18 protein-coding genes and 1 tRNA gene are annotated in these 17,838 nt (G+C 60.3%); 7 read left to right on the top strand and 12 right to left on the bottom strand.

The window, feature by feature from the left end; all coding sequences use genetic code 11:
• Window positions 1-2: 2 nt before the first annotated feature.
• Window positions 3-479 carry a nuclear transport factor 2 family protein gene (locus AC5YUO_RS12510; protein WP_496153523.1) on the bottom strand — a complete coding sequence of 159 codons (477 nt, stop codon included), beginning with the start codon at window positions 477-479 and terminating at the stop codon, window positions 3-5.
• Window positions 480-491: 12 nt separating this feature from the next.
• On the bottom strand, window positions 492-1,103 hold the full coding sequence (locus tag AC5YUO_RS12505; RefSeq protein WP_496153522.1) for an NAD(P)-dependent oxidoreductase: 612 nt from the start codon (window positions 1,101-1,103) through the stop codon (window positions 492-494).
• Window positions 1,104-1,258: 155 nt separating this feature from the next.
• Here AC5YUO_RS12505 and AC5YUO_RS12500 point away from each other — a divergent pair, with 155 nt between their 5' ends.
• Complete coding sequence (locus tag AC5YUO_RS12500) at window positions 1,259-1,642, top strand: winged helix-turn-helix transcriptional regulator (RefSeq protein ID WP_400813396.1); 384 nt, start codon at window positions 1,259-1,261, stop codon at window positions 1,640-1,642.
• Window positions 1,643-1,659: 17 nt separating this feature from the next.
• Here the strand turns inward: AC5YUO_RS12500 and AC5YUO_RS12495 are convergent, their stop codons facing one another.
• Window positions 1,660-2,082, bottom strand: coding sequence for a GNAT family N-acetyltransferase (locus tag AC5YUO_RS12495; protein ID WP_496154857.1), 423 nt, complete (start codon window positions 2,080-2,082; stop codon window positions 1,660-1,662).
• 93 nt (window positions 2,083-2,175) lie between these two features.
• Entirely contained in the window at window positions 2,176-2,529 is a 354-nt protein-coding gene (locus AC5YUO_RS12490) for a DMT family protein (protein WP_035223996.1), read from the bottom strand.
• Window positions 2,530-2,797: 268 nt separating this feature from the next.
• On the opposite strand from AC5YUO_RS12490, the gene uvrB reads away from it, so the two are divergent.
• Window positions 2,798-5,764 carry an excinuclease ABC subunit UvrB gene (uvrB, locus tag AC5YUO_RS12485; RefSeq protein WP_496153521.1) on the top strand — a complete coding sequence of 989 codons (2,967 nt, stop codon included), beginning with the start codon at window positions 2,798-2,800 and terminating at the stop codon, window positions 5,762-5,764.
• 95 nt (window positions 5,765-5,859) lie between these two features.
• Here the strand turns inward: uvrB and AC5YUO_RS12480 are convergent, their stop codons facing one another.
• Window positions 5,860-6,456: a hypothetical protein gene (locus tag AC5YUO_RS12480; protein WP_496153520.1), complete on the bottom strand. Its 597-nt coding sequence runs from the start codon at window positions 6,454-6,456 to the stop codon at window positions 5,860-5,862.
• A 175-nt stretch (window positions 6,457-6,631) separates the two neighbouring features.
• On the opposite strand from AC5YUO_RS12480, the gene AC5YUO_RS12475 reads away from it, so the two are divergent.
• The gene (locus AC5YUO_RS12475; protein WP_496153519.1) at window positions 6,632-7,600 is read left to right on the top strand and encodes an alpha/beta hydrolase; all 969 of its coding nucleotides are present in this window, start codon (window positions 6,632-6,634) and stop codon (window positions 7,598-7,600) included.
• A 31-nt stretch (window positions 7,601-7,631) separates the two neighbouring features.
• On the opposite strand, the gene AC5YUO_RS12470 is transcribed toward AC5YUO_RS12475, so the two are convergent.
• A complete protein-coding gene (locus tag AC5YUO_RS12470; protein WP_496153518.1) occupies window positions 7,632-8,057 on the bottom strand; it encodes a DUF1801 domain-containing protein in 426 nt (141 codons plus the stop codon).
• Window positions 8,058-8,220: 163 nt separating this feature from the next.
• Here AC5YUO_RS12470 and AC5YUO_RS12465 point away from each other — a divergent pair, with 163 nt between their 5' ends.
• Both AC5YUO_RS12465 and AC5YUO_RS12460 read left to right on the top strand, forming a co-directional pair.
• Entirely contained in the window at window positions 8,221-8,676 is a 456-nt protein-coding gene (locus tag AC5YUO_RS12465) for a PRC-barrel domain-containing protein (RefSeq protein ID WP_400813391.1), read from the top strand.
• 159 nt (window positions 8,677-8,835) lie between these two features.
• Window positions 8,836-9,444, top strand: coding sequence for a DUF922 domain-containing Zn-dependent protease (locus AC5YUO_RS12460; protein WP_496153517.1), 609 nt, complete (start codon window positions 8,836-8,838; stop codon window positions 9,442-9,444).
• A gap of 7 nt (window positions 9,445-9,451) precedes the next feature.
• Here AC5YUO_RS12460 and AC5YUO_RS12455 read toward each other — a convergent pair whose 3' ends face one another.
• Window positions 9,452-10,054 carry a J domain-containing protein gene (locus AC5YUO_RS12455; protein WP_003522436.1) on the bottom strand — a complete coding sequence of 201 codons (603 nt, stop codon included), beginning with the start codon at window positions 10,052-10,054 and terminating at the stop codon, window positions 9,452-9,454.
• Between the two features lie 396 nt (window positions 10,055-10,450).
• On the opposite strand from AC5YUO_RS12455, the gene AC5YUO_RS12450 reads away from it, so the two are divergent.
• Complete coding sequence (locus tag AC5YUO_RS12450) at window positions 10,451-10,804, top strand: nuclear transport factor 2 family protein (RefSeq protein WP_003522435.1); 354 nt, start codon at window positions 10,451-10,453, stop codon at window positions 10,802-10,804.
• Between the two features lie 90 nt (window positions 10,805-10,894).
• Here AC5YUO_RS12450 and AC5YUO_RS12445 read toward each other — a convergent pair whose 3' ends face one another.
• Together AC5YUO_RS12445 and AC5YUO_RS12440 are read right to left on the bottom strand one after the other, a co-directional pair.
• A complete protein-coding gene (locus tag AC5YUO_RS12445) occupies window positions 10,895-11,350 on the bottom strand; it encodes a hypothetical protein (protein ID WP_496153516.1) in 456 nt (151 codons plus the stop codon).
• Window positions 11,351-11,679: 329 nt separating this feature from the next.
• Window positions 11,680-11,755: transfer RNA gene (locus AC5YUO_RS12440), tRNA-Thr, on the bottom strand.
• A gap of 212 nt (window positions 11,756-11,967) precedes the next feature.
• Between AC5YUO_RS12440 and AC5YUO_RS12435 the strand changes: the two genes are divergently transcribed.
• On the top strand, window positions 11,968-13,707 hold the full coding sequence (locus tag AC5YUO_RS12435) for a GGDEF domain-containing protein (RefSeq protein ID WP_496153515.1): 1,740 nt from the start codon (window positions 11,968-11,970) through the stop codon (window positions 13,705-13,707).
• A 31-nt stretch (window positions 13,708-13,738) separates the two neighbouring features.
• Here AC5YUO_RS12435 and AC5YUO_RS12430 read toward each other — a convergent pair whose 3' ends face one another.
• From AC5YUO_RS12430 to AC5YUO_RS12420, 3 genes are all read right to left on the bottom strand, one after another.
• Entirely contained in the window at window positions 13,739-14,848 is a 1,110-nt protein-coding gene (locus AC5YUO_RS12430; protein ID WP_496153514.1) for an endonuclease/exonuclease/phosphatase family protein, read from the bottom strand.
• Window positions 14,849-15,119: 271 nt separating this feature from the next.
• The gene (locus AC5YUO_RS12425; protein WP_496153513.1) at window positions 15,120-16,148 is read right to left on the bottom strand and encodes an ABC transporter ATP-binding protein; all 1,029 of its coding nucleotides are present in this window, start codon (window positions 16,146-16,148) and stop codon (window positions 15,120-15,122) included.
• Complete coding sequence (locus tag AC5YUO_RS12420) at window positions 16,136-17,830, bottom strand: ABC transporter permease (RefSeq protein WP_496153512.1); 1,695 nt, start codon at window positions 17,828-17,830, stop codon at window positions 16,136-16,138. The genes AC5YUO_RS12425 and AC5YUO_RS12420 overlap by 13 nt, the downstream gene beginning before the upstream one ends.
• Window positions 17,831-17,838 lie beyond the last annotated feature (8 nt).

The following is a 17,838-nucleotide window of genomic DNA, read 5'->3' as shown; positions in this document are numbered from 1 at the left end:
CCTCAGAACATCGTATTGTTGTTCGCCGCCGTTTCCGGAACCGGCTGGATCACGTCCCAGTGCTCGGTAATCTTGCCGTCGGTGACGCGGAAGATATCGACGATGGCCGTGCCGCGATCGCCATCTTTTTCTGTCGAATGAATGTGCAGATAGACGAGATCGCCATCGGTCGCGCTGCGCACGATACGTGCCTTCGACTGCGGGTTTTCCTTGAAATGGCCGGTGAAATAATCCACGAACCGCTTCTTGCCATCCGGCACCATCGGGTTGTGCTGCTTGTAGCTGTCGACAATGACGGCAGCCCCCTTCTCCACTTCATGCTTGTTGAAGACGGTATCGTAAAACTCGATCACCAGCTTGCGGTTGGCCTCTTCCTGGGCGAGATCGCGCGTTGCGGTTTGCGCCAGAACCGGCGCGGCCATCAGCGCGGGTGCAAGGGCAAGGGTGGCGATGGCAAGACGACGTGTCACGATATTCATGGCTGATACCTCTCAATAACCGACGGTGAAACGCTGGCGGGAATGCTGCGGCTTCTCGATTTCATCGACAAGCGCGATGGCGTAGTCTTCGAAGGAAATGCGGCTGCCCTCATCATTGCTGAGGAGATTATCCTCGCCGATGCGGAATTTGCCCGTTCTTTCACCCGGCACGAATTCGGCGGATGGCGACAGGAAGGTCCAGTCGAGCTGCTTTTCCTGTTTCAGACGGTCCAGAAACTCCGCCCCCTTGGTTGCTTCGGCCTTGTAGGCGGCCGGGAAATCCGGCAGGTCGACCACACGCTGGCCCGGCGCGATTTCAAGACTGCCGGCGCCGCCAACCACGAGATAACGCTGAACGCCGGAGGCGCGCACGGCCTCGATCAGCGTTGCGGGATCGCTGGCGGTGAAATGCACCGAGCTGATCACGGCATCGTGACCTTTGAGCAGTTCCGAAAGCCCGGCCTGATCGAAAACATCGCCCTTCTTCACCACGACATCAGGCAGATTGGCGATCTTTTCAGGATTGCGGGCGATCGCCGTCACCTGATGTCCCCGGTCGGAAAGTTCCTTCAAAATACGGGATCCGGCATTGCCGGAAGCACCGATGAGTGCGATTTTAGCCATGGCTTCTTTCCTCTTGTCACTATCGTTATTGGTCTAGATTGTAGACCGCAAAAAAGAGCTATGGTATCGCAGCCATAGCCGCAAGAAGTCAGCGGCGGCTGATCTGGTCACATGGCGATGACCTGCAGGCATGAATAAAGGGCAAGGGTAAGGACATGGCGGATACGCAAACCAAAGAAATTTTTGCCTTCGACCAGCCCTGCCCCATCCGCGACGTGCTGGACCGTATCGGCGATCAATGGAGCCTTTTGGTTCTGGAAGCCCTGCAGGGCGGCGTGCTGCGCTTCAACGAGCTGAACCGCAGGATCGACGATATTTCCAAGCAGATGTTATCGCGCACGCTGAAACGGCTGGAGGAGGATGGCTTCATCCGCCGCACGCTTTATGCCGAGGTGCCGCCGCGCGTGGAATATGAACTGACCAATCTCGGCCGATCGTTTCTGGTGCCGATGCAATTGCTGGTGCAATGGGCCGACGAGAACCACGTCCGCATCTGCAAGGCCCGCCTGCAATATTCCGAAAACGACAATCGCGGCTGACCGAAAACAGGCCGCGTCTAGCCCAACCGGTAAACCTTGCAGACCAGCCCTTCCGGCTGGCGATAGGTCGTAAAGCCCATGGCGTCATAATAGCTCTGCCCGAGCATGTTGTCCGCGCCGATGCTGGCATCGATATTCTTGAGGCCCCGCGCCTCCGCCACCCTCCGCGTCGCGGCGAAGAGGGCGGAGCCGACCCCTCTCCGCGCCGCCAGCGGGCTGACATGGGTGCCGATGATGCCCCAGCCTTCCGCCACGCCATAGGGATTGTCCGTCCGCGCATAACGCAGTGACTGAAAGCCCAGAATGCGCCCGTCCTCATCCTCGGCGACCGAGCACTCGATACGGTCGGCGTGCTGGATGTAATTCTCCAGCACCGCCGCAATATCCGTCGGCGCTTTTCGAAGGCCGGCCGAGAATATCTCGTTCTGAACCGCCGCCATTCCCGATGCATCGTCAACTCTTGCAGGGCGTATTTTCATCGATACATCACCTCATATCCGTTGCGATTGGTGCCGGGCCTCTTCCGCTCGTCTTCAGGAGCGGAAAATGAAGGAAGCGCCGAAAGCGATCAGCGCGAAACCGATCACGTGATTGATGGTGATGCTTTCCTTCAGCCAGAAGATCGAAAACAGCGCGAAGACCGCGAGCGTGATGACTTCCTGAATGGTCTTGAGCTGGGCGGTGGAATAGACTTCCGACCCTATGCGGTTCGCGGGAACGGCAAGCATATATTCGAAGAAGGCGATGCCCCAGCTGGCGACGATCGCCAGGAAGAGCGCGCTGCCCTTATGCTTGAGATGGCCATACCAGGCGAAGGTCATGAAAACATTGGAGGCGATAAGCATCAGGACAGGCCAGATATGGGCGGGGCTGATCGAAAACGGCATGATGGGTCCTGGAAAAAAGGGAGGGATGTCATGAATGCGGCAGGAGAAGGCAGTCAGAAGGGAACCCTCATTCCGCCCATATGGATTTTGCTCTAGCGCATCCGCCCGAAAACCGGAATCGATTTTCTACGGATTTTAGCAAAGCTGACTTCAGCCGCTACGCAACGCATCCGGCTGAATTTTGTTCCGCACGCTTCGTTTCCTTTTTGTACTCATTTTTTCACCGCATCCCCTTCCCTTTATGCGTGACTCCCTCCATATTTCGCGCATGGCCAGATCACCGAAAAACTCCACCTCCTCGCCCTCGGGCTTCGAGGAAGCTCCGCAATCGTCCTTCGAAGGCGCACCGCTCAGCGGCAGCGTCGCTGACTGGGTGAAGCAGCTGGAGGCGGAAGCGGAAGCCTCCTCCGTGGAAACCCAGCGCGAAATCGCCTCGAAAGCGGGCAAGCACCGCAAGAAGATCGAGATCGAAGCGCGCAAGGAAACCGAAAAAACCGCCACGAAGACCGCCAAAAACACCACGGCGTCCAAGACCGCGCGCGGCGTTTCCATCGGCGCATCGAGCGATCCGAAAACCCGCGCCGCTGCCGGTCTCAATCCGGTCGCCGGCATGGACGTATCGCTTGAGGATGCCGCCAACCTCGCGCCGGGCGCCGTCACCGCAACGGTGGACGCGCTGTCGAAGCTGATCGAGAGCGGCAATCCGCTGTTCAAGGACGGCAAGCTGTGGACGCCGCACCGCCCGGCCCGCCCGCCGAAATCGGAAGGCGGCGTCGCCATCCGCATGGCTTCGGACTACCAGCCCGCCGGCGACCAGCCGACGGCCATCAACGACCTCGTGGAAGGCATCAATTCCGGCGAACGCAGCCAGGTGCTGCTCGGCGTCACCGGCTCGGGCAAGACCTTCACCATGGCCAAGGTGATCGAGGCGACACAGCGTCCGGCTGTCATCCTCGCCCCCAACAAGACGCTCGCCGCGCAGCTCTATTCCGAGTTCAAGAACTTTTTCCCCGACAATGCGGTGGAATATTTCGTCTCCTACTACGATTATTACCAGCCGGAAGCCTATGTGCCGCGCTCCGACACCTTCATCGAGAAGGAATCCTCGATCAACGAACAGATCGACCGGATGCGCCACTCCGCCACCCGCTCGTTGCTGGAGCGCGACGACTGCATCATCGTCGCCTCGGTTTCCTGCATCTACGGTATCGGTTCGGTGGAAACCTATACGGCCATGACCTTCCAGATGCAGGTGGGCGACCGGCTGGACCAGCGCCAGCTTCTGGCCGACCTCGTGGCCCAGCAATACAAACGCCGCGACATGGATTTCCAGCGCGGTTCGTTCCGCGTGCGCGGCGATACCATCGAAATCTTCCCGGCCCACCTTGAGGATGCCGCCTGGCGCATCTCGATGTTCGGCGACGAGATCGATTCCATCACCGAATTCGACCCGCTGACCGGCCAGAAGACCGGTGACCTGCAATCCGTCAAGATTTACGCCAATTCGCACTATGTCACGCCCCGCCCGACGCTCAACGGCGCGATCAAGTCGATCAAGGAAGAGCTGAAGGGCCGCCTCGCCGAGCTGGAAAAGGCCGGACGCCTGCTGGAAGCCCAGCGGCTGGAACAGCGCACCCGCTACGATGTGGAAATGCTGGAAGCTACCGGCTCCTGCGCCGGCATCGAGAATTATTCGCGTTATCTCACCGGCCGCAATCCCGGCGAGCCGCCGCCGACTTTGTTCGAATATATCCCCGATAACGCGCTGCTGTTCATCGACGAAAGCCACGTCTCCGTCAGCCAGATCGGCGGCATGTATCGCGGCGACTTCAGGCGCAAGGCGACGCTGGCCGAATACGGTTTCCGCCTGCCCTCCTGCATGGACAACCGCCCGCTGCGCTTCGAGGAATGGGATGCGATGCGCCCGCTCACCGTCGCGGTTTCGGCAACCCCCGGCTCATGGGAAATGGAGCAATCGGGCGGCGTCTTCGCCGAACAGGTCATCCGCCCGACCGGCCTCATTGATCCGCCGGTCGAGGTGCGCTCCGCCCGCAGCCAGGTCGACGACGTTCTCGGCGAAATCCGCGAAACCGCCGCCAAGGGTTACCGTACGCTCTGCACCGTGCTGACCAAGCGCATGGCCGAAGACCTGACCGAATATCTCCATGAACAGGGCGTCCGCGTCCGTTACATGCACTCGGATATCGACACGCTGGAGCGCATCGAGATCATCCGTGACCTGCGCCTCGGTGCTTTCGACGTTCTTGTCGGTATCAACCTTTTGCGCGAAGGTCTCGACATTCCCGAATGCGGTTTCGTGGCCATCCTCGATGCCGACAAGGAAGGCTTCCTACGCTCGGAAACCTCGCTGATCCAGACCATCGGTCGCGCCGCCCGTAACGTCGACGGTAAGGTCATCCTTTATGCCGACAATATCACCGGTTCGATGAAGCGGGCGATGGAGGAAACCTCCCGCCGCCGCGAGAAGCAGATGGCCTATAATGCCGAACACGGCATCACGCCGGAATCGGTCAAGGCGAAGATCTCCGACATTCTTGATTCTGTTTATGAGCGCGACCACGTAAGGGCCGATATTTCAGGCGTTTCCGGCAAGGGATTCGCCGATGGCGGCCATCTCGTCGGCAACAATCTTCAGGCCCATCTCAACGCGCTGGAAAAATCCATGCGCGACGCCGCAGCCGATCTCGACTTCGAAAAGGCCGCCCGCCTGCGCGACGAGATAAAGCGCCTCAAGGCCGCCGAACTGGCGACCATGGACGATCCCATGGCGAAGGAAGAGGCGCACGCGGTCGAAGGCGGCGGAAAAAACAACAGACGCCGCCACGAGTCGATCTCCCCCCTTGAGGGGGAGATGCCCGGCAGGACAGAGGGGGGTGAGCCACACCCGGCAACCTCCAACTCCCTCTTCGCCAAACCCTCTCTGGAAGAAATGGGCCCCGGCTCGGACGCCGGAAAGCCGCTGTTCCGCAGGAACACGCTGGACGAAATGACGGTGGGAAGAACCGAGAAGCCCGTGCGCGGCGCGGTGCCCGACAAGCCCGAAACCGAGCCCGGCAAACGGTTCTCACCGCTGCTGGAAGGCCAGCCCGAGCGTGCCACCGACGATCCGAGACCTCTGGTGCGCGGCAAGATCGGTGCGGGCTCCTACGAGGATGCCGGCGAGCAGAAACGCAAAAGCCGCACGAAGGGCAAGACAGGCCGGCCGGGGCGGTAGCATCCGACCGGCGAGGCCCTGCCGACAGGTCGGCGGGTCAAGCCGCCCGCCGCTCATCTCGGAATAGCCGGGAAAGGCTGCTCCAGCGGCGGCCGTCAGCTTTCACATGGCGTGATCAGCGACCGGATCTCGGCCGGCCCGAACAGCTTGACCAGATCCGCATCAATAGATGTCGGAATATAGTCTTCGTTTTCCGCAGGTTTCATATAGATCGAGGAATAGACCGGGCCGGCGGGAAAGGCACCCCGGAAGCAGGCTTTCACGATCTTGATCTCGGTACTGCCCCTGATACGCGGACCCTGCACGCGGGAACGGCGCACCCGCTCCTGCAAATCCGCTAGTCTTACGACATCTTCAGTCTTGACCCGCCATATGCTCGCCACCATGCCCTCGCGCCTCTCCGGCCGGAACATCGCAAGAGCGGCGGGATCCGTATCCGCCACCAGCGCATAGGTCTCGACGGTTTCGTCCGCCGCGCCATCTGTCTTGCTGCGGGTGATCATCACGGCATCCCCCGAACGCAGGGAAAGAGAGGCCGGGAGCTGTAACCCCACCCGTACATGCTCGAAATTCATCGTCAGGAAATCCTGCTGCATCAGCTTGGGAATGCTGGAAATCGGCACCGTCATGCAACCGGTCAGGAAAAGCAGAAAAACAGGCAGGCGGGCAAAATGCGATAATGGCAATGTCATTCCAATAAAACCTGTAGGTTGCACCGTCATCGGAACGGCTGCGGCCCCACGTTTTCGAAGCCGCTACACCGCTCGCAAACTTGCAACGAAACCATTGCCGCAACATTATGCGGTTCCGGAACGTGCAGGCCCTGCAAACGTTGATCGTTCAAGGCCGTGATGACAGGAGACCCATATGTATAAAAAACGCCTTGTGGCCTTCTGCCTGCTCGTGTCCTCCGGTACTGCCCTCGCCGGAAAGATCGAAGACGCCACCTTCAAGAGCGCGGCTCTGAACGCGCCACTTCCCGTCAATGTCTACCGCCCGGATGGCACCCCGCCGGACAATGGCTGGCCGGTTCTTTACCTGTTGCATGGCCATGATGGCGACCAGAACAGCTGGCGCGACCTCGGCAATATCGAAAAGACGCTCGATACGCTCATTGAGGCCGGCACCATCCGCCCGCTTGTTGTCGTCATGCCCGGCGTCAAGAATAGCTGGTATGTGGACTCCGCCGCCGTGGGAGGCCCTGGCGATTATGAAACGGCACTGACCGGCGATCTGCGCCACCACATCGAAAAAACCCTGCCGGTGCGCAGGGATCGCGAAGGCCGCGCCATAGCCGGCCTTTCCATGGGCGGTTTTGGCGCCCTGCACCTCGCCTATGGCCATGAGGACCTCTACGGCGCGGTCGCCAGCCTGTCGGGCGCCATCTGGCAAAACGTTCCCGCTTCCGATCTCGACAAAACACCCGCCGAACTCAAGCTTATTCAGGACAGCGCCTTTTTTCATCGCGTCGACCGTGCCACCGTCACCAGCGGCATCGTGCTGCCCTCGACCGGCGATCATTTCTCAGGCGCCTTCGGCACGCCCTTTGATGCCCGGCTGTTTAACGAAAAGAACGTCTTCACCCTCGTCGCCCAGCACGTCGCCGAAAGCGAGGACCTGCCCGCCACCTATCTGACCGTGGGCGACGATGACGGCTTCTTCCTCTGGCGCGGCGCCATCGCCCTGCACGAGACGCTGCAGGCCGACAAGCGCAAATCCGAATTGCGGGTGACGGACGGCGATCACGTCTGGTCGGTGTGGAAGGTATCGATCATCGATGCGCTGAAATTCATCGATGGGGAATGGGACAAGGCAGCGGATGTTGCGCAGGATTGAGGTCTTCCCCGTTCCAACCGGATAATGCCCATTACTTGCCCGTGCGGTTCTTCGCGCCCTTCCCGGCCATATTCAACGCCACCGCAGCCCGGATCAGCCCCGCCAGCGCCTCCTCATCCACCATATCCTCCTCGTGAAAATCGATTGCCCGCCGTGCATTTCCTTCAAGGCTGGAGTTGAACAGGCTGGCCGGGTCCTCAAGCGAGGCGCCCTTCATAAATGTCATCTTCACGGCGCTCTTGTAGGTTTCGCCCGTGCAGAGGATACCGGCATGCGACCAGACCGGCACGCCACGCCATTTCACCTCTTCGATCACCTCCGGATCGGCCTTCAGGATCACTGCACGGATGCGAGCGAGCATCTCTCCGCGCCAGTCGCCCAGTTCCGCGATTTTACGGTCGATGGCATCAGATGCATTGCTCTCTTCCTCATCTTTTTCTGTCACGGTCTTTGCCATTATGCCCTCCCGATTTCGCCGCGCTGCCGTTCCCGGCCTGCAGCGCCTCTGTTCCAGCTTCCAACATAGACCAAATTTTCCTGTCCTCCCATGCGGAACCAAATCCACCCTTCCCCGTTTCCTCCGCGAACGCAACGTTCAGCATACAAAGGGAAGAAACATCATGAAAATCAATGTCATCGCTCTCGCTGCCGCAGCAGCGCTCTCCTCTTCCGTGGCTTTTGCCCAGACGGCAACCACGGCTCCTGCTGTCGGCGCGGACGCCACTCTCTCCGGTCCCGGCATCACCATGGGCACCAAGGCCACGGCCCCGCTGAAGTTCGTCAATGTCCAGAAGACCGACCTCACCGCCTCCCAGCTCGACGGCATGGACATCTACAACGCCCAGAATGAAAACATCGGCGAGATCGAGGATGTGGTTATCGGCGACGGCAAGTCGGTGATCGGTCTCGTCGCCAGCGTCGGCGGCTTCCTCGGCATCGACAAGAGCTACGTCGTGCTCGACCCGGCGTCCGTCGCGGTTCACAACGACAACGGCACCTGGAAGGCTTATGTCGACACCACCAAGGAAGCGCTGCAGAACGCGCCGAAACTCGACTACGACAAGCTGGACGACTGATTACCCCTGCAGTTGGACACTTGTCTCCCCCGCGCCGAGGCGCGGGGGTTTGCATATGCATGATTTGATACGGCAGCCGGCAATCCTCGCCCCTCAGACCCTTGCCTGACAGCCTGCCCCTCGCCTATCTTCGGCGCGCAAACCAGCAAGGATCGATGCGTGCCTGCCCATAGTCTCTTTTCCCTCACCCTCAGCGCCGCCGTTCTAATGGGCGCCCTTCCGCTGTCGGCGCAGTCCGCCGGCTGGAAACCCGCCGAGCAGATCAAAACCTATGCGATCAGCGGCAATACCGGCGGAGCGCTTTACCAGTCGATCGGCGAACGTGGCCCGACGGCCGGTGTGCAGGCCATTGCCCACACCACTTTCAAGCTGACATGGCGGCGGGATTATCGCCCGCAACCGGACGGCGCCTGCGTTCTGGCCACCGCAAGGCCCAATCTCACCATCATCTATACCTGGCCGAAAGCCCCGGCCAGCCTGCCGCCTGCCGTCGCCGCCAGCTGGAGGACCTTCATTTCCGGCGTGGAGACCCATGAGCGCGTCCATGGCGAGCATATTCTCGACATGGTGCAGAAGATCGAAGCCTTCAGCACGGGATTGAGGGCAGAAAACGATCCCAAATGCCAGAAGGTGCGCGCCGTTCTGCAGCAGCGTCTCGGCGAACTTTCCAACGAGCAGCGCCAGCGCGGCCGCGATTTCGACCGCGACGAGCTTTCCCCCGGCGGGCGGGTGCACCAGCTCATTCTCGCCCTGGTCAACGGCCCCTGAGTAGCCGTTATTCCGCCGCTTCGCCTTTCAGCAGAGGTTCGGCGAGGGTTACGCTCTCGAGTTCGTAGGAATAACCCTCCAGCATCGTATAGGCCTGCTCGATTGCCTCGATCTGTGCTTCCGCATTGCGGATGGCTTCGGCAATGGACTGGCTGCGGGCGCGCAGCATGGAGCTCAGCACATCGGTCTCCGGCTTGCGGCCGAGACGATCCATATGTTTGCGGACCCGGGTGCGGTGCCGCTCCAGTTCGAGAATGTGGAAACGGCTTTTCAGAATGTCGTCGGTCAGCTTGCGCCGCATCGCCGCCACCGGATCGAAACTGCCGGGTTCGCGCTCGTCCAGAATGAACTCATTGACCAGCGTTTCCAGCATCAGCAGGCCCTTGAGATCCTTGGCATCGGCAAGCTGCGGATCGTAACCCGTGTCATCGAACACCTTGCGGCGCACCGGATCTTTCAGAAGCTCGTACGCCGTTTGCAGACGCGCGAATTGCTCGGCATCGCCGCCGCTGTCGGGATGGGCGGCCTTGGCCACCTTGCGGTAGGCCGACTTGATCGCCGCCTCGTCGGCATCGCGCTCCACGCCAAGCAAAACATAGGGATCAATCACAAAAACACCTTCAAACGCAAACTGTTACCCGCATGCCCAACACCGCTCCCCTCGGGCCGGCGAAGGGATCATAGGCCAATTCCGCCCGGCGCGGCACCCCGCCCCGGCGGTTAAACCGGCAAAGCCCGCACAAAGCTTCGTGGCGCACCGCATCGCAACCGGCGGAAAAGCCCTTGATGCCGAAATTTGTCGGACCCAAGGCGACTATAATGACAGGCAGGACAAAATTGTGGAAAGCCTCGGCAAAACATCCCGCACGGCGCTGCGCGGCACCTGCCGCAACCGGCCGGAAAACATCACGGACAGAAGCGTAACCGGCACGTTTTCAGGGGGTTATGGTGGAAAGGCGCCAACGGGTGTAAGCTTGGCTTTTGGATCAGAAGGGAGGACGATCCGATGCCGCAAACGATTACCCAGACCGTCACGGACTATGTCCATGCCATGGCCTATGCGGATGAGAGCCTGATGCGTGACGTTTTCGACCCGCGCGCCAGCATCGTCGGAACCTTCGAAGGCGAGATCGAATGGCTTTCCCTGGAGGATTTTGTCGATCAGATGCGCAAAAGCGAACGTGGCCTCCCCGATCACGATCCCGCTTTTGAAATCATGGGCATCGACAAGGAGGGCGACAGCGCCTCGGTGAAGCTGACGACCCGTTTCGACGGCATGGATTTTTACGAATATCTGTCCCTGCTGGAACGCGACGGCAACTGGTCGATCGTGCACAAGCTTTATCACATAAAGCCATAGGCATCATCGAAACCGCCATCCCGCATTATCCGCTTCCGCGTTCCGCTCGCAGCCCCGGCCCGCGATCCGGCTGCTTTGCCGCTGAAAGAACTAGAACAGGTCGCTGTAGATCGCCGTTATCCAGAGCGCGTTAAGGACGAGCCAGACAACACCCAGCCACATGATCTTGCGGCTGCTATCGGTTCTCATCGCCACGACAGCAATAACCAGACCGCCGGCTATCCTTGCCAGATACCATGGACCGAGCTGTTCGAAATGTTCCTTCCCCTTGATGTAGGTGTCCAGCAGATCGAAGACGAACGAGGTGGCAAACAGGGCAAAGAACGCATGTCGCCTGCGCACGAAAAAACTTTCCCGTTCGGACAACTCCTGAATGTGATCGGGATAAAGCAGCGTCGACATCAGAAAAAAGAGCGACGTATAAACCAGAACGAAGATGTAAATCCAGAAATTCCAGTTATGGATGAGCCGTAGGGCAAACTCCCACCACCAGAAATGGACCGCTCCCAGAAGCAGGACAAGCGACCAGACGATCTGCGCGTGCATGCGATCGGTCTTTTGCGGCTCCTGCAGCCTTCTGGAAAGGCCGGACAATACGCGGGGGTAATAGCCAGGCCGAGGATGAGGCTTACCAATATCCGCAAATGACCGTATGCATCCATTGAAAGCGCCCGCTATTGTTCAACTTGTCCGCTGAACAATATGCTTAAACCCGAGGGCTTTACAACTCTGGCGGATGCCGCGCGGCTGGCAGGCCGGAACCGGGAACTCCGATCTGGCCAGAGCTCAGCCATCAGCGGTGGCGGACACGAAGCATCGCCCGTCATCCGGTGCATTCAACCAAACAGATCTAGTGATTAAGCGATTGATTTTACTGGTGCCCCCGGCAGGGTTCGAACCCGCGACCCCCTGATTACAAATCAGGTGCTCTACCAACTGAGCTACAAGGGCAAGCCAGTGCCTTGCCAACTATCAGATTCTGACTTGGTGTAAAGCAAAAACTGTCTGTGGGCCGTCAGCCGGCTTCTTTTCCACACCGTGCCCGTCTGCTTGTCCGCATGGCCACTATTAAAGCAGAAGGCCCACAAAATAAGCGAAGTATTTACGTGGCGAAGCTAAAATGGCCATGAACCATAACCATTCCAGCGAGAATAACGCATCAGATGCGCGCAAGCATACAGAAAATCCAGCTGACCGGCACAATCATCATCGCCGTAAGCTCCATCATGCTGGCTACTCTTGCCGCGCTGCCCAGCGTCTCCAACTATCTGCGCTACCGCACGAACGCGCAGCAGCTTGGCCGCTTTGAAACCGCACTCCAGTCCGCCTGGCTGGTCTCGGCCGAGCGCGGTCCTGCCAACAATCTGATGGCGGCGTCTTCCGCGGACGCAAGGCTGGTCGAAGCCCTCGCCGCAGCGCGCAAGGCGACGGACGACAAGCTGTCCCAGGTCGAAACCTCCTTCGCCGAGGAAATCAAAACGCAGCCCGGGTTGGAGAAATCGCTTGCCGAAACCCGCCTGAAGCTCGCGCAATCGCGACAGGCGGTGGACGAGGTTGCGGCCCTTTCACCTGACGCGCGCAGCTACAGCGCCATGGCCAATGCCATACAATCGATGTTCAAGGCGGCGGACAGCGTCAACCTGCTTCGGGGCAAGGCCGCACGTGCCATCATAACGAAGACGCCGGATGTGGCGATCGACATCGCCATGACCGGCACCGCCGGCGTGATGCGCGACAGGATCGGCCGCCTCGGCTCCTATGTGATCATGAGCATGCAGGCAAACAGGCAGGACAGACTAAGCTATCGCGCGAAGTTCGACACCGAGATGCAAAGCCTGCTGCTGGTGAAATCTTCATTGTGGAACTATACCGCCGCCTATCTGTCCACCCCGCGTCTGGACGCTGCATTTCGCGAGTTTGAAGCCTATTATTTCGGCCAGGCGCTTCGCTATGCGCAAAATACGATTGCCATCGTCGTGCCGTCCGCACGCCCGAGCGCGCACGAGTTTTCCGAAAGCTACATTCAAGGCATGCGGTCATCAGACAAGCTGCGCGACCTCATTCTCGCCGAAACCCGGGCGAGAATCGAAAGAAACCAGCAGGAGGCGCTCATTTATGGCGGTGCGTCTCTCTTGATCGCCTTCATTGCCGTTTTGGTCTTGCTGCGCCTGACATCCGTCTACAAGACAGCGCTGTTCCAGCCCATGCAGTCTGTCCGGACACAGATCGCCGCGATAGCTGCGGGCGATCTTTCCGAAGCAGACCATAAGGACGGCGTGGCTCCGGAAGTGAAGAAGATGTTCCAGGAACTTGATTTCCTGCGCGAGCAACTCCGCCAGAAAGGAGAAATGGAAGACCAGCAGCGCGCGCTGGCCGAGCAGCTGCGCACGCTCTCCGAAACCGACGCCTTGACCGGCGTCTTCAATCGCCGTGCCCTGGAAAAGGCCGTCCGGGCCATCCTGAGCGGCAGCGAACAATGTCAGGCGCTTGGCGTGATGATTGTCGATATCGACCACTTCAAGTCGATCAACGACCGATACGGCCACGCCATGGGCGACCTTGCTCTGCAGAAGACAGCGAGCCTTTTGAAAGGCGCATTGCGCAAAGAGGACATTCTTGCCCGATATGGCGGCGAGGAATTCGTCGTCGTGCTGCAGGATGTCAGCCACGCCACGGCAACGGCCACCGCCGACCGCCTTCGCCGCCTGATCGAAGCCCAGACCATCGATGAACACAGCGGCCTGTCACTGACGGCAAGTTTCGGCGTCGTCTGGCAGGAAGCGCGCGCAATCAACAGCTGGGACGAGTTGATCGCCATCGCCGACGACCGGCTCTATGAGGCCAAGCGCGCGGGCCGCAACCGGGTCTGGGCAACCTATTTTCCCAAGGTCGCGAACGGCTGAGTGACATCGCCGGCTCCGGACTTTGCCTTGCCTAGATCAAATCCAGCGTCATCACCACGGGGCAATGATCGGAAGCCTTCGGGCGATCCCAGCCGGTGCGGGGATAACGTTCAACCGCCTGCCCCGGCGGGAAAACCGTGCGGAAAGGTTGTCCATTGCGAATGATTTCAGGCACATGCGTGGCGTTCGTTTCCGCCAGACGCGGTGACAGCCAGATATAGTCGAGCTGGCACAGATGCTGTTCCTGCGGCCCGCGGGAGTGATAAAGCGTCCAGCGATCCATGACGTCGCGGCGCATCATCGGATTGACCACGAAACCATCGGCCGTGAAGATATCGAGCGCACTGCGCTCCTCCTCAAGGGGGGTGAAGTTATAACCGCTGCGCCTGTCGCCGGAAATCGCCACGCGCTCCTGATAATCGTTCAAATCACCGCAGATCGCGAAATTCTTGTTGCGGGTATTGCCGACACCCCAGCGGTTTTCGATGATACGGCGAACGGCCATGGCCTCCGCCTCGCGGATCGGCATGGTGGCGATGCGTGCATCCACCGCATCGCGGGCATTGGTCATGGATTTGAAATGCGTGACATAAAGCGTCAGTGGTTTACCGCCGATCCGGAGGTCGATTTCCAGGCAATCCCGTTTGAAAATCTTGTCGTCGATCTGGTTTGTCGCGGCGAGTGCGGGATTGAAGAGATCGAGATTGCGATAGGTCAGCGCCGCATGGCTCTTGATGTCGACCACCTCGATCTTGTCGCCGTCGCGCGTCTCCTCGCGCATGACGACGGCAACATCGATGCCGCGGCTGTCATTGCCCTCGACCAGATATTTCTGCAGGTAGCCATTGCCGACCATGCGGTAGAGATAGCCATATTCGAAGGCCTGCAGCGCGGCCATGTTGTCGACTTCCTGCAGGCAGAGAATATCGGCGTCGGCATCGGCAATGGCGAGTGCCGAAAGCTGGCGCGTATCGTCGGTGGAAGATACCATCCGCGCGCTTTCCAGCGCCTGATAGGTTGCCTCGTCCCTGATATCGAAAAGCTGGATCGCCCTGTCGCGCCGCGTCTGGTTGCGAAAGCCGGTGAAATCGAAACGGGTGAGGAGATTTTCGATATTGAAGGTGGCGAGCCGAAGCGACATGAATCAATCCTATTGCTGCTGCGAAAGCTTAGCCGCTCCCGTTCGACCTCGCCAGTGGCTTGGGGCATGCCGCGGCTGGACCAGACTAGCCGAAGCGCGACGCCGGTTTTGGTGAGCCGCGTGCCGATGCGCCCCCACCTCATTCCTGTGCTTGTCACAGGAATCCAGCCGACGCGCGTCTGCGCGGCGGAAAGACTCCAGTCAGCCCAAGGACTTGGGCTGACTGGATCCCTGTGACAAGCACAGGGATGAGGGAGGCATCCTTTTTACCTTAGAGCCGCCAAGCCGCACGAATAGCCACCGGCAAACGGTCCCCAACTGCAACCGCTTCGCGCGAATAGGCCCTGAGCGCCTGCCCATCCGGCAGGTCGAGACGCAGGGCATAGCGTTCGCCCTCATAAAGAACCGAGGTAACGGTGCAGGCGATGCCATCCGCATCCCGCACCACATCCTGCGGCCGCACGAGAATATCCGCCTGCGGCAATTGCCTGCCGCTCTCCATCGCCGCCCGAAGCCCCGTCCAGTCGAGATCGCGCGAAGTCCCTTCCGGCACGGGCAAGGTCACGATTGCCCCCTGCCCCACCAGGGAGCCGACCAGCCTGCCTTCGGGCCGCGCATAAAGCTCCGCCGGCGGCGCGACCTGCAGCAGCCTGCCCTGCGACATGACGGCAACGTCGGTTGCCAGCGCCATGGCTTCGGCCTGGTCATGGGTGACATAGATCATCGTCGCGCCGGAGCGGATGTGGAACTCGCGGAACGTCTCCTCCATCTCCTGGCGAAGATGCCGGTCGAGATTGGCGAGTGGCTCGTCGAGCAGCACCACGTCCGGCTCGGTAACGAGGCAACGGGCAAGCGCCACGCGCTGACGCTGGCCGCCGGACAATTCGGCAGGACGGCGGTCGGCAAAGCTCTCAAGGCGGACGGCGGCAAGCGCCTGACGCACCTTTTCGCGATATTTTTCCCCCGAAATACCGCGCACCTTCAAGGGATAACCGGCATTATCCGCCACCGACATATGCGGCCAGAGCGCATAGGACTGGAACACCATCGCCATGTTGCGCCGCTCCGGCGGCACCATGCTGCCGGCATCGGCCAGCACTCGCTCGCCAAGCAGGATGGAACCATCGGTCGGCTGTTCGAAACCGGCGATCATGCGCAGCACCGTCGTCTTGCCGCAGCCGGAAGGGCCGAGCAGCGCCAGGAAACCGCCGTCACGCACGGTGAGCGACACGTCGTCCACGGCGGGCTTGGAACCTGCCCCGAAACTTTTCGACAGACGGTTGAGGATCAGTTTCGCCAAGGGACGACTCCTTTCGGCAGATAGCGCCCCAGAATTTCGAGCAGAGCCATGAGGATAATCACCATGATGACGACAAGCACCGAAAGCGCCGAGGCAAGATCGAAACTGCCACTGTCATCGAGATTGTAGATGAGCACGCCGAGCGTCTGGGTGCCGGCGGACCAGAGGAGCGCCGAGACCGTCAGCTCATTGCAGGCGATGAGGAAAACGAGAATGACCGAAGCGCCCGCCGCAGGCCCGACCAGCGGAAGGATGATATCTTTCAGCCGCCGCCAGAAACCGGCGCCGGAGAGCCGCGCCGCCTCCTCCAGCGACGGATCGAATTGCAGGAAGGCGCTGACCATGGGTTTGAGGCTGACGGCGAAGAAAGAAGAGAAATAGGCAAGCAATATGATCCAGATCGTGCCGTAGAGCGTCACGCCCAGCAGCGGAATGGGGGCCGCAAAGAGCAGCACGAAGGACACGGAAATCACCACGCCCGGCAGCGCATAGGGAATATCTACCAGCGCCGAGAGCAGGAACATAAAGCGGCTCTTGCCGCGCACCAGGAAATAGGCCGTCAGCACCGTCACCGCCAGCAGGCAAAGCGACGTGGCTGTCGCCAGAAACAGCGAATTGCGGAAAGCGGTGCGCGTTACGCTCTGCCGGTAAAGCAGCTCCTCATAGGCGTGCAAGGTCGCCGTCTTGAGGCTGAGCGGCACGCCATAGGCGGGGGCGAGCGAGCTTGCCACCAGTGCCGTCAGCGGCGCCACCAGCATGAAGAACAGCACGAGCCACAGAATAAGCTCCGCCGGCACCCGCCAAAGCCCAAGCCGGAAGGTCGCCGCCTTGCCGGAAAGGCCGATGATGCGATAGTCCCTGCCCTTCATCGCCCGCTCCTGAAGCGCAAGCCCGGCCACGGAAATGATGGCAATCATGGTGGAGAGAATGGCGATATCGCCGAATGTGCTGGTGCCAAAACTGGCAAAACGGCTGTAGATAAGCGTCGGCAGGGTAAAGATCGAGGCCGGAATGCCGAGGATCGCCGGAATGCCGAAATTGCCGACACTGGAGACGAAGGAGATCGCCGCCCCGGCGATCAATCCCGGCGTCGAAAGCGGCAGGATGATATCGAACAACACGCGGCGCGGTGATGCACCAGAAAGCTTGGCGGCCTCGATGCCGTCCTGCGGCAAGGCGAGCAGCCCGGCGCGTAGCGACAAATAGACAAGCGGCGCGTGCTGCACGCCGAGCAGAAGCGCGATGCCCGCAATTGAATAAAGCGGCTGCGGCGATCCCATCGCCGGCGCAAGGCCGATGGCTTTCAAAAGCGTGCTCGACGGGCCGGTCATGCCGATCCACGACAGCGCCGTCACCTGCGGCGGGATCATCATCGGCAGCATGAAAAGGAAGCTCAAAATCGACTTGCCGCGGATGTCGCACAGCGTCAGTGCAAGCGCGAAGGCGCCGCCGATGACAAGCGAGATCAGCATGCCGAAAAACGAGGTGGAGAGCGTGTTCAGCGCCGCATCCCAGAGAGCGGGATCAGCCAGAAGCCGCCGTATGTCACCATTCAGTGACGAAATGATGCCGGTATAGGCGAGACGCCCGAGCGGCAGGGCGCTGAGTGCAAAAACGACACTCACCACAAAAGGAAACAGCCAGCGCGGCTGGCTGCTTCCATAAGCCTTGGAACGGGTCATTACCCTAT

The organism is Agrobacterium sp. LEGMi-208b (genome assembly GCF_059511785.1).
Note: the sequence above shows the minus strand (reverse complement) of the source record. Positions and strands in the feature narration are given on the sequence as shown.

Excerpts from the sequence above, each read along its gene's own strand:
- AC5YUO_RS12510 (WP_496153523.1), bottom strand. The coding sequence starts at position 479 with ATGAATATCGTGACACGTCGTCTTGCCATCGCCACCCTTGCCCTTGCA.
- AC5YUO_RS12505 (WP_496153522.1), bottom strand. The coding sequence starts at position 1,103 with ATGGCTAAAATCGCACTCATCGGTGCTTCCGGCAATGCCGGATCCCGT.
- AC5YUO_RS12500 (WP_400813396.1), top strand. The coding sequence starts at position 1,259 with ATGGCGGATACGCAAACCAAAGAAATTTTTGCCTTCGACCAGCCCTGC.
- AC5YUO_RS12495 (WP_496154857.1), bottom strand. The coding sequence starts at position 2,082 with ATGGCGGCGGTTCAGAACGAGATATTCTCGGCCGGCCTTCGAAAAGCG.
- AC5YUO_RS12490 (WP_035223996.1), bottom strand. The coding sequence starts at position 2,529 with ATGCCGTTTTCGATCAGCCCCGCCCATATCTGGCCTGTCCTGATGCTT.
- uvrB (WP_496153521.1), top strand. The coding sequence starts at position 2,798 with ATGGCCAGATCACCGAAAAACTCCACCTCCTCGCCCTCGGGCTTCGAG.
- AC5YUO_RS12480 (WP_496153520.1), bottom strand. The coding sequence starts at position 6,456 with ATGACATTGCCATTATCGCATTTTGCCCGCCTGCCTGTTTTTCTGCTT.
- AC5YUO_RS12475 (WP_496153519.1), top strand. The coding sequence starts at position 6,632 with ATGTATAAAAAACGCCTTGTGGCCTTCTGCCTGCTCGTGTCCTCCGGT.
- AC5YUO_RS12470 (WP_496153518.1), bottom strand. The coding sequence starts at position 8,057 with ATGGCAAAGACCGTGACAGAAAAAGATGAGGAAGAGAGCAATGCATCT.
- AC5YUO_RS12465 (WP_400813391.1), top strand. The coding sequence starts at position 8,221 with ATGAAAATCAATGTCATCGCTCTCGCTGCCGCAGCAGCGCTCTCCTCT.
- AC5YUO_RS12450 (WP_003522435.1), top strand. The coding sequence starts at position 10,451 with ATGCCGCAAACGATTACCCAGACCGTCACGGACTATGTCCATGCCATG.
- AC5YUO_RS12445 (WP_496153516.1), bottom strand. The coding sequence starts at position 11,350 with ATGCACGCGCAGATCGTCTGGTCGCTTGTCCTGCTTCTGGGAGCGGTC.
- AC5YUO_RS12435 (WP_496153515.1), top strand. The coding sequence starts at position 11,968 with ATGCGCGCAAGCATACAGAAAATCCAGCTGACCGGCACAATCATCATC.
- AC5YUO_RS12430 (WP_496153514.1), bottom strand. The coding sequence starts at position 14,848 with ATGTCGCTTCGGCTCGCCACCTTCAATATCGAAAATCTCCTCACCCGT.
- AC5YUO_RS12420 (WP_496153512.1), bottom strand. The coding sequence starts at position 17,830 with ATGACCCGTTCCAAGGCTTATGGAAGCAGCCAGCCGCGCTGGCTGTTT.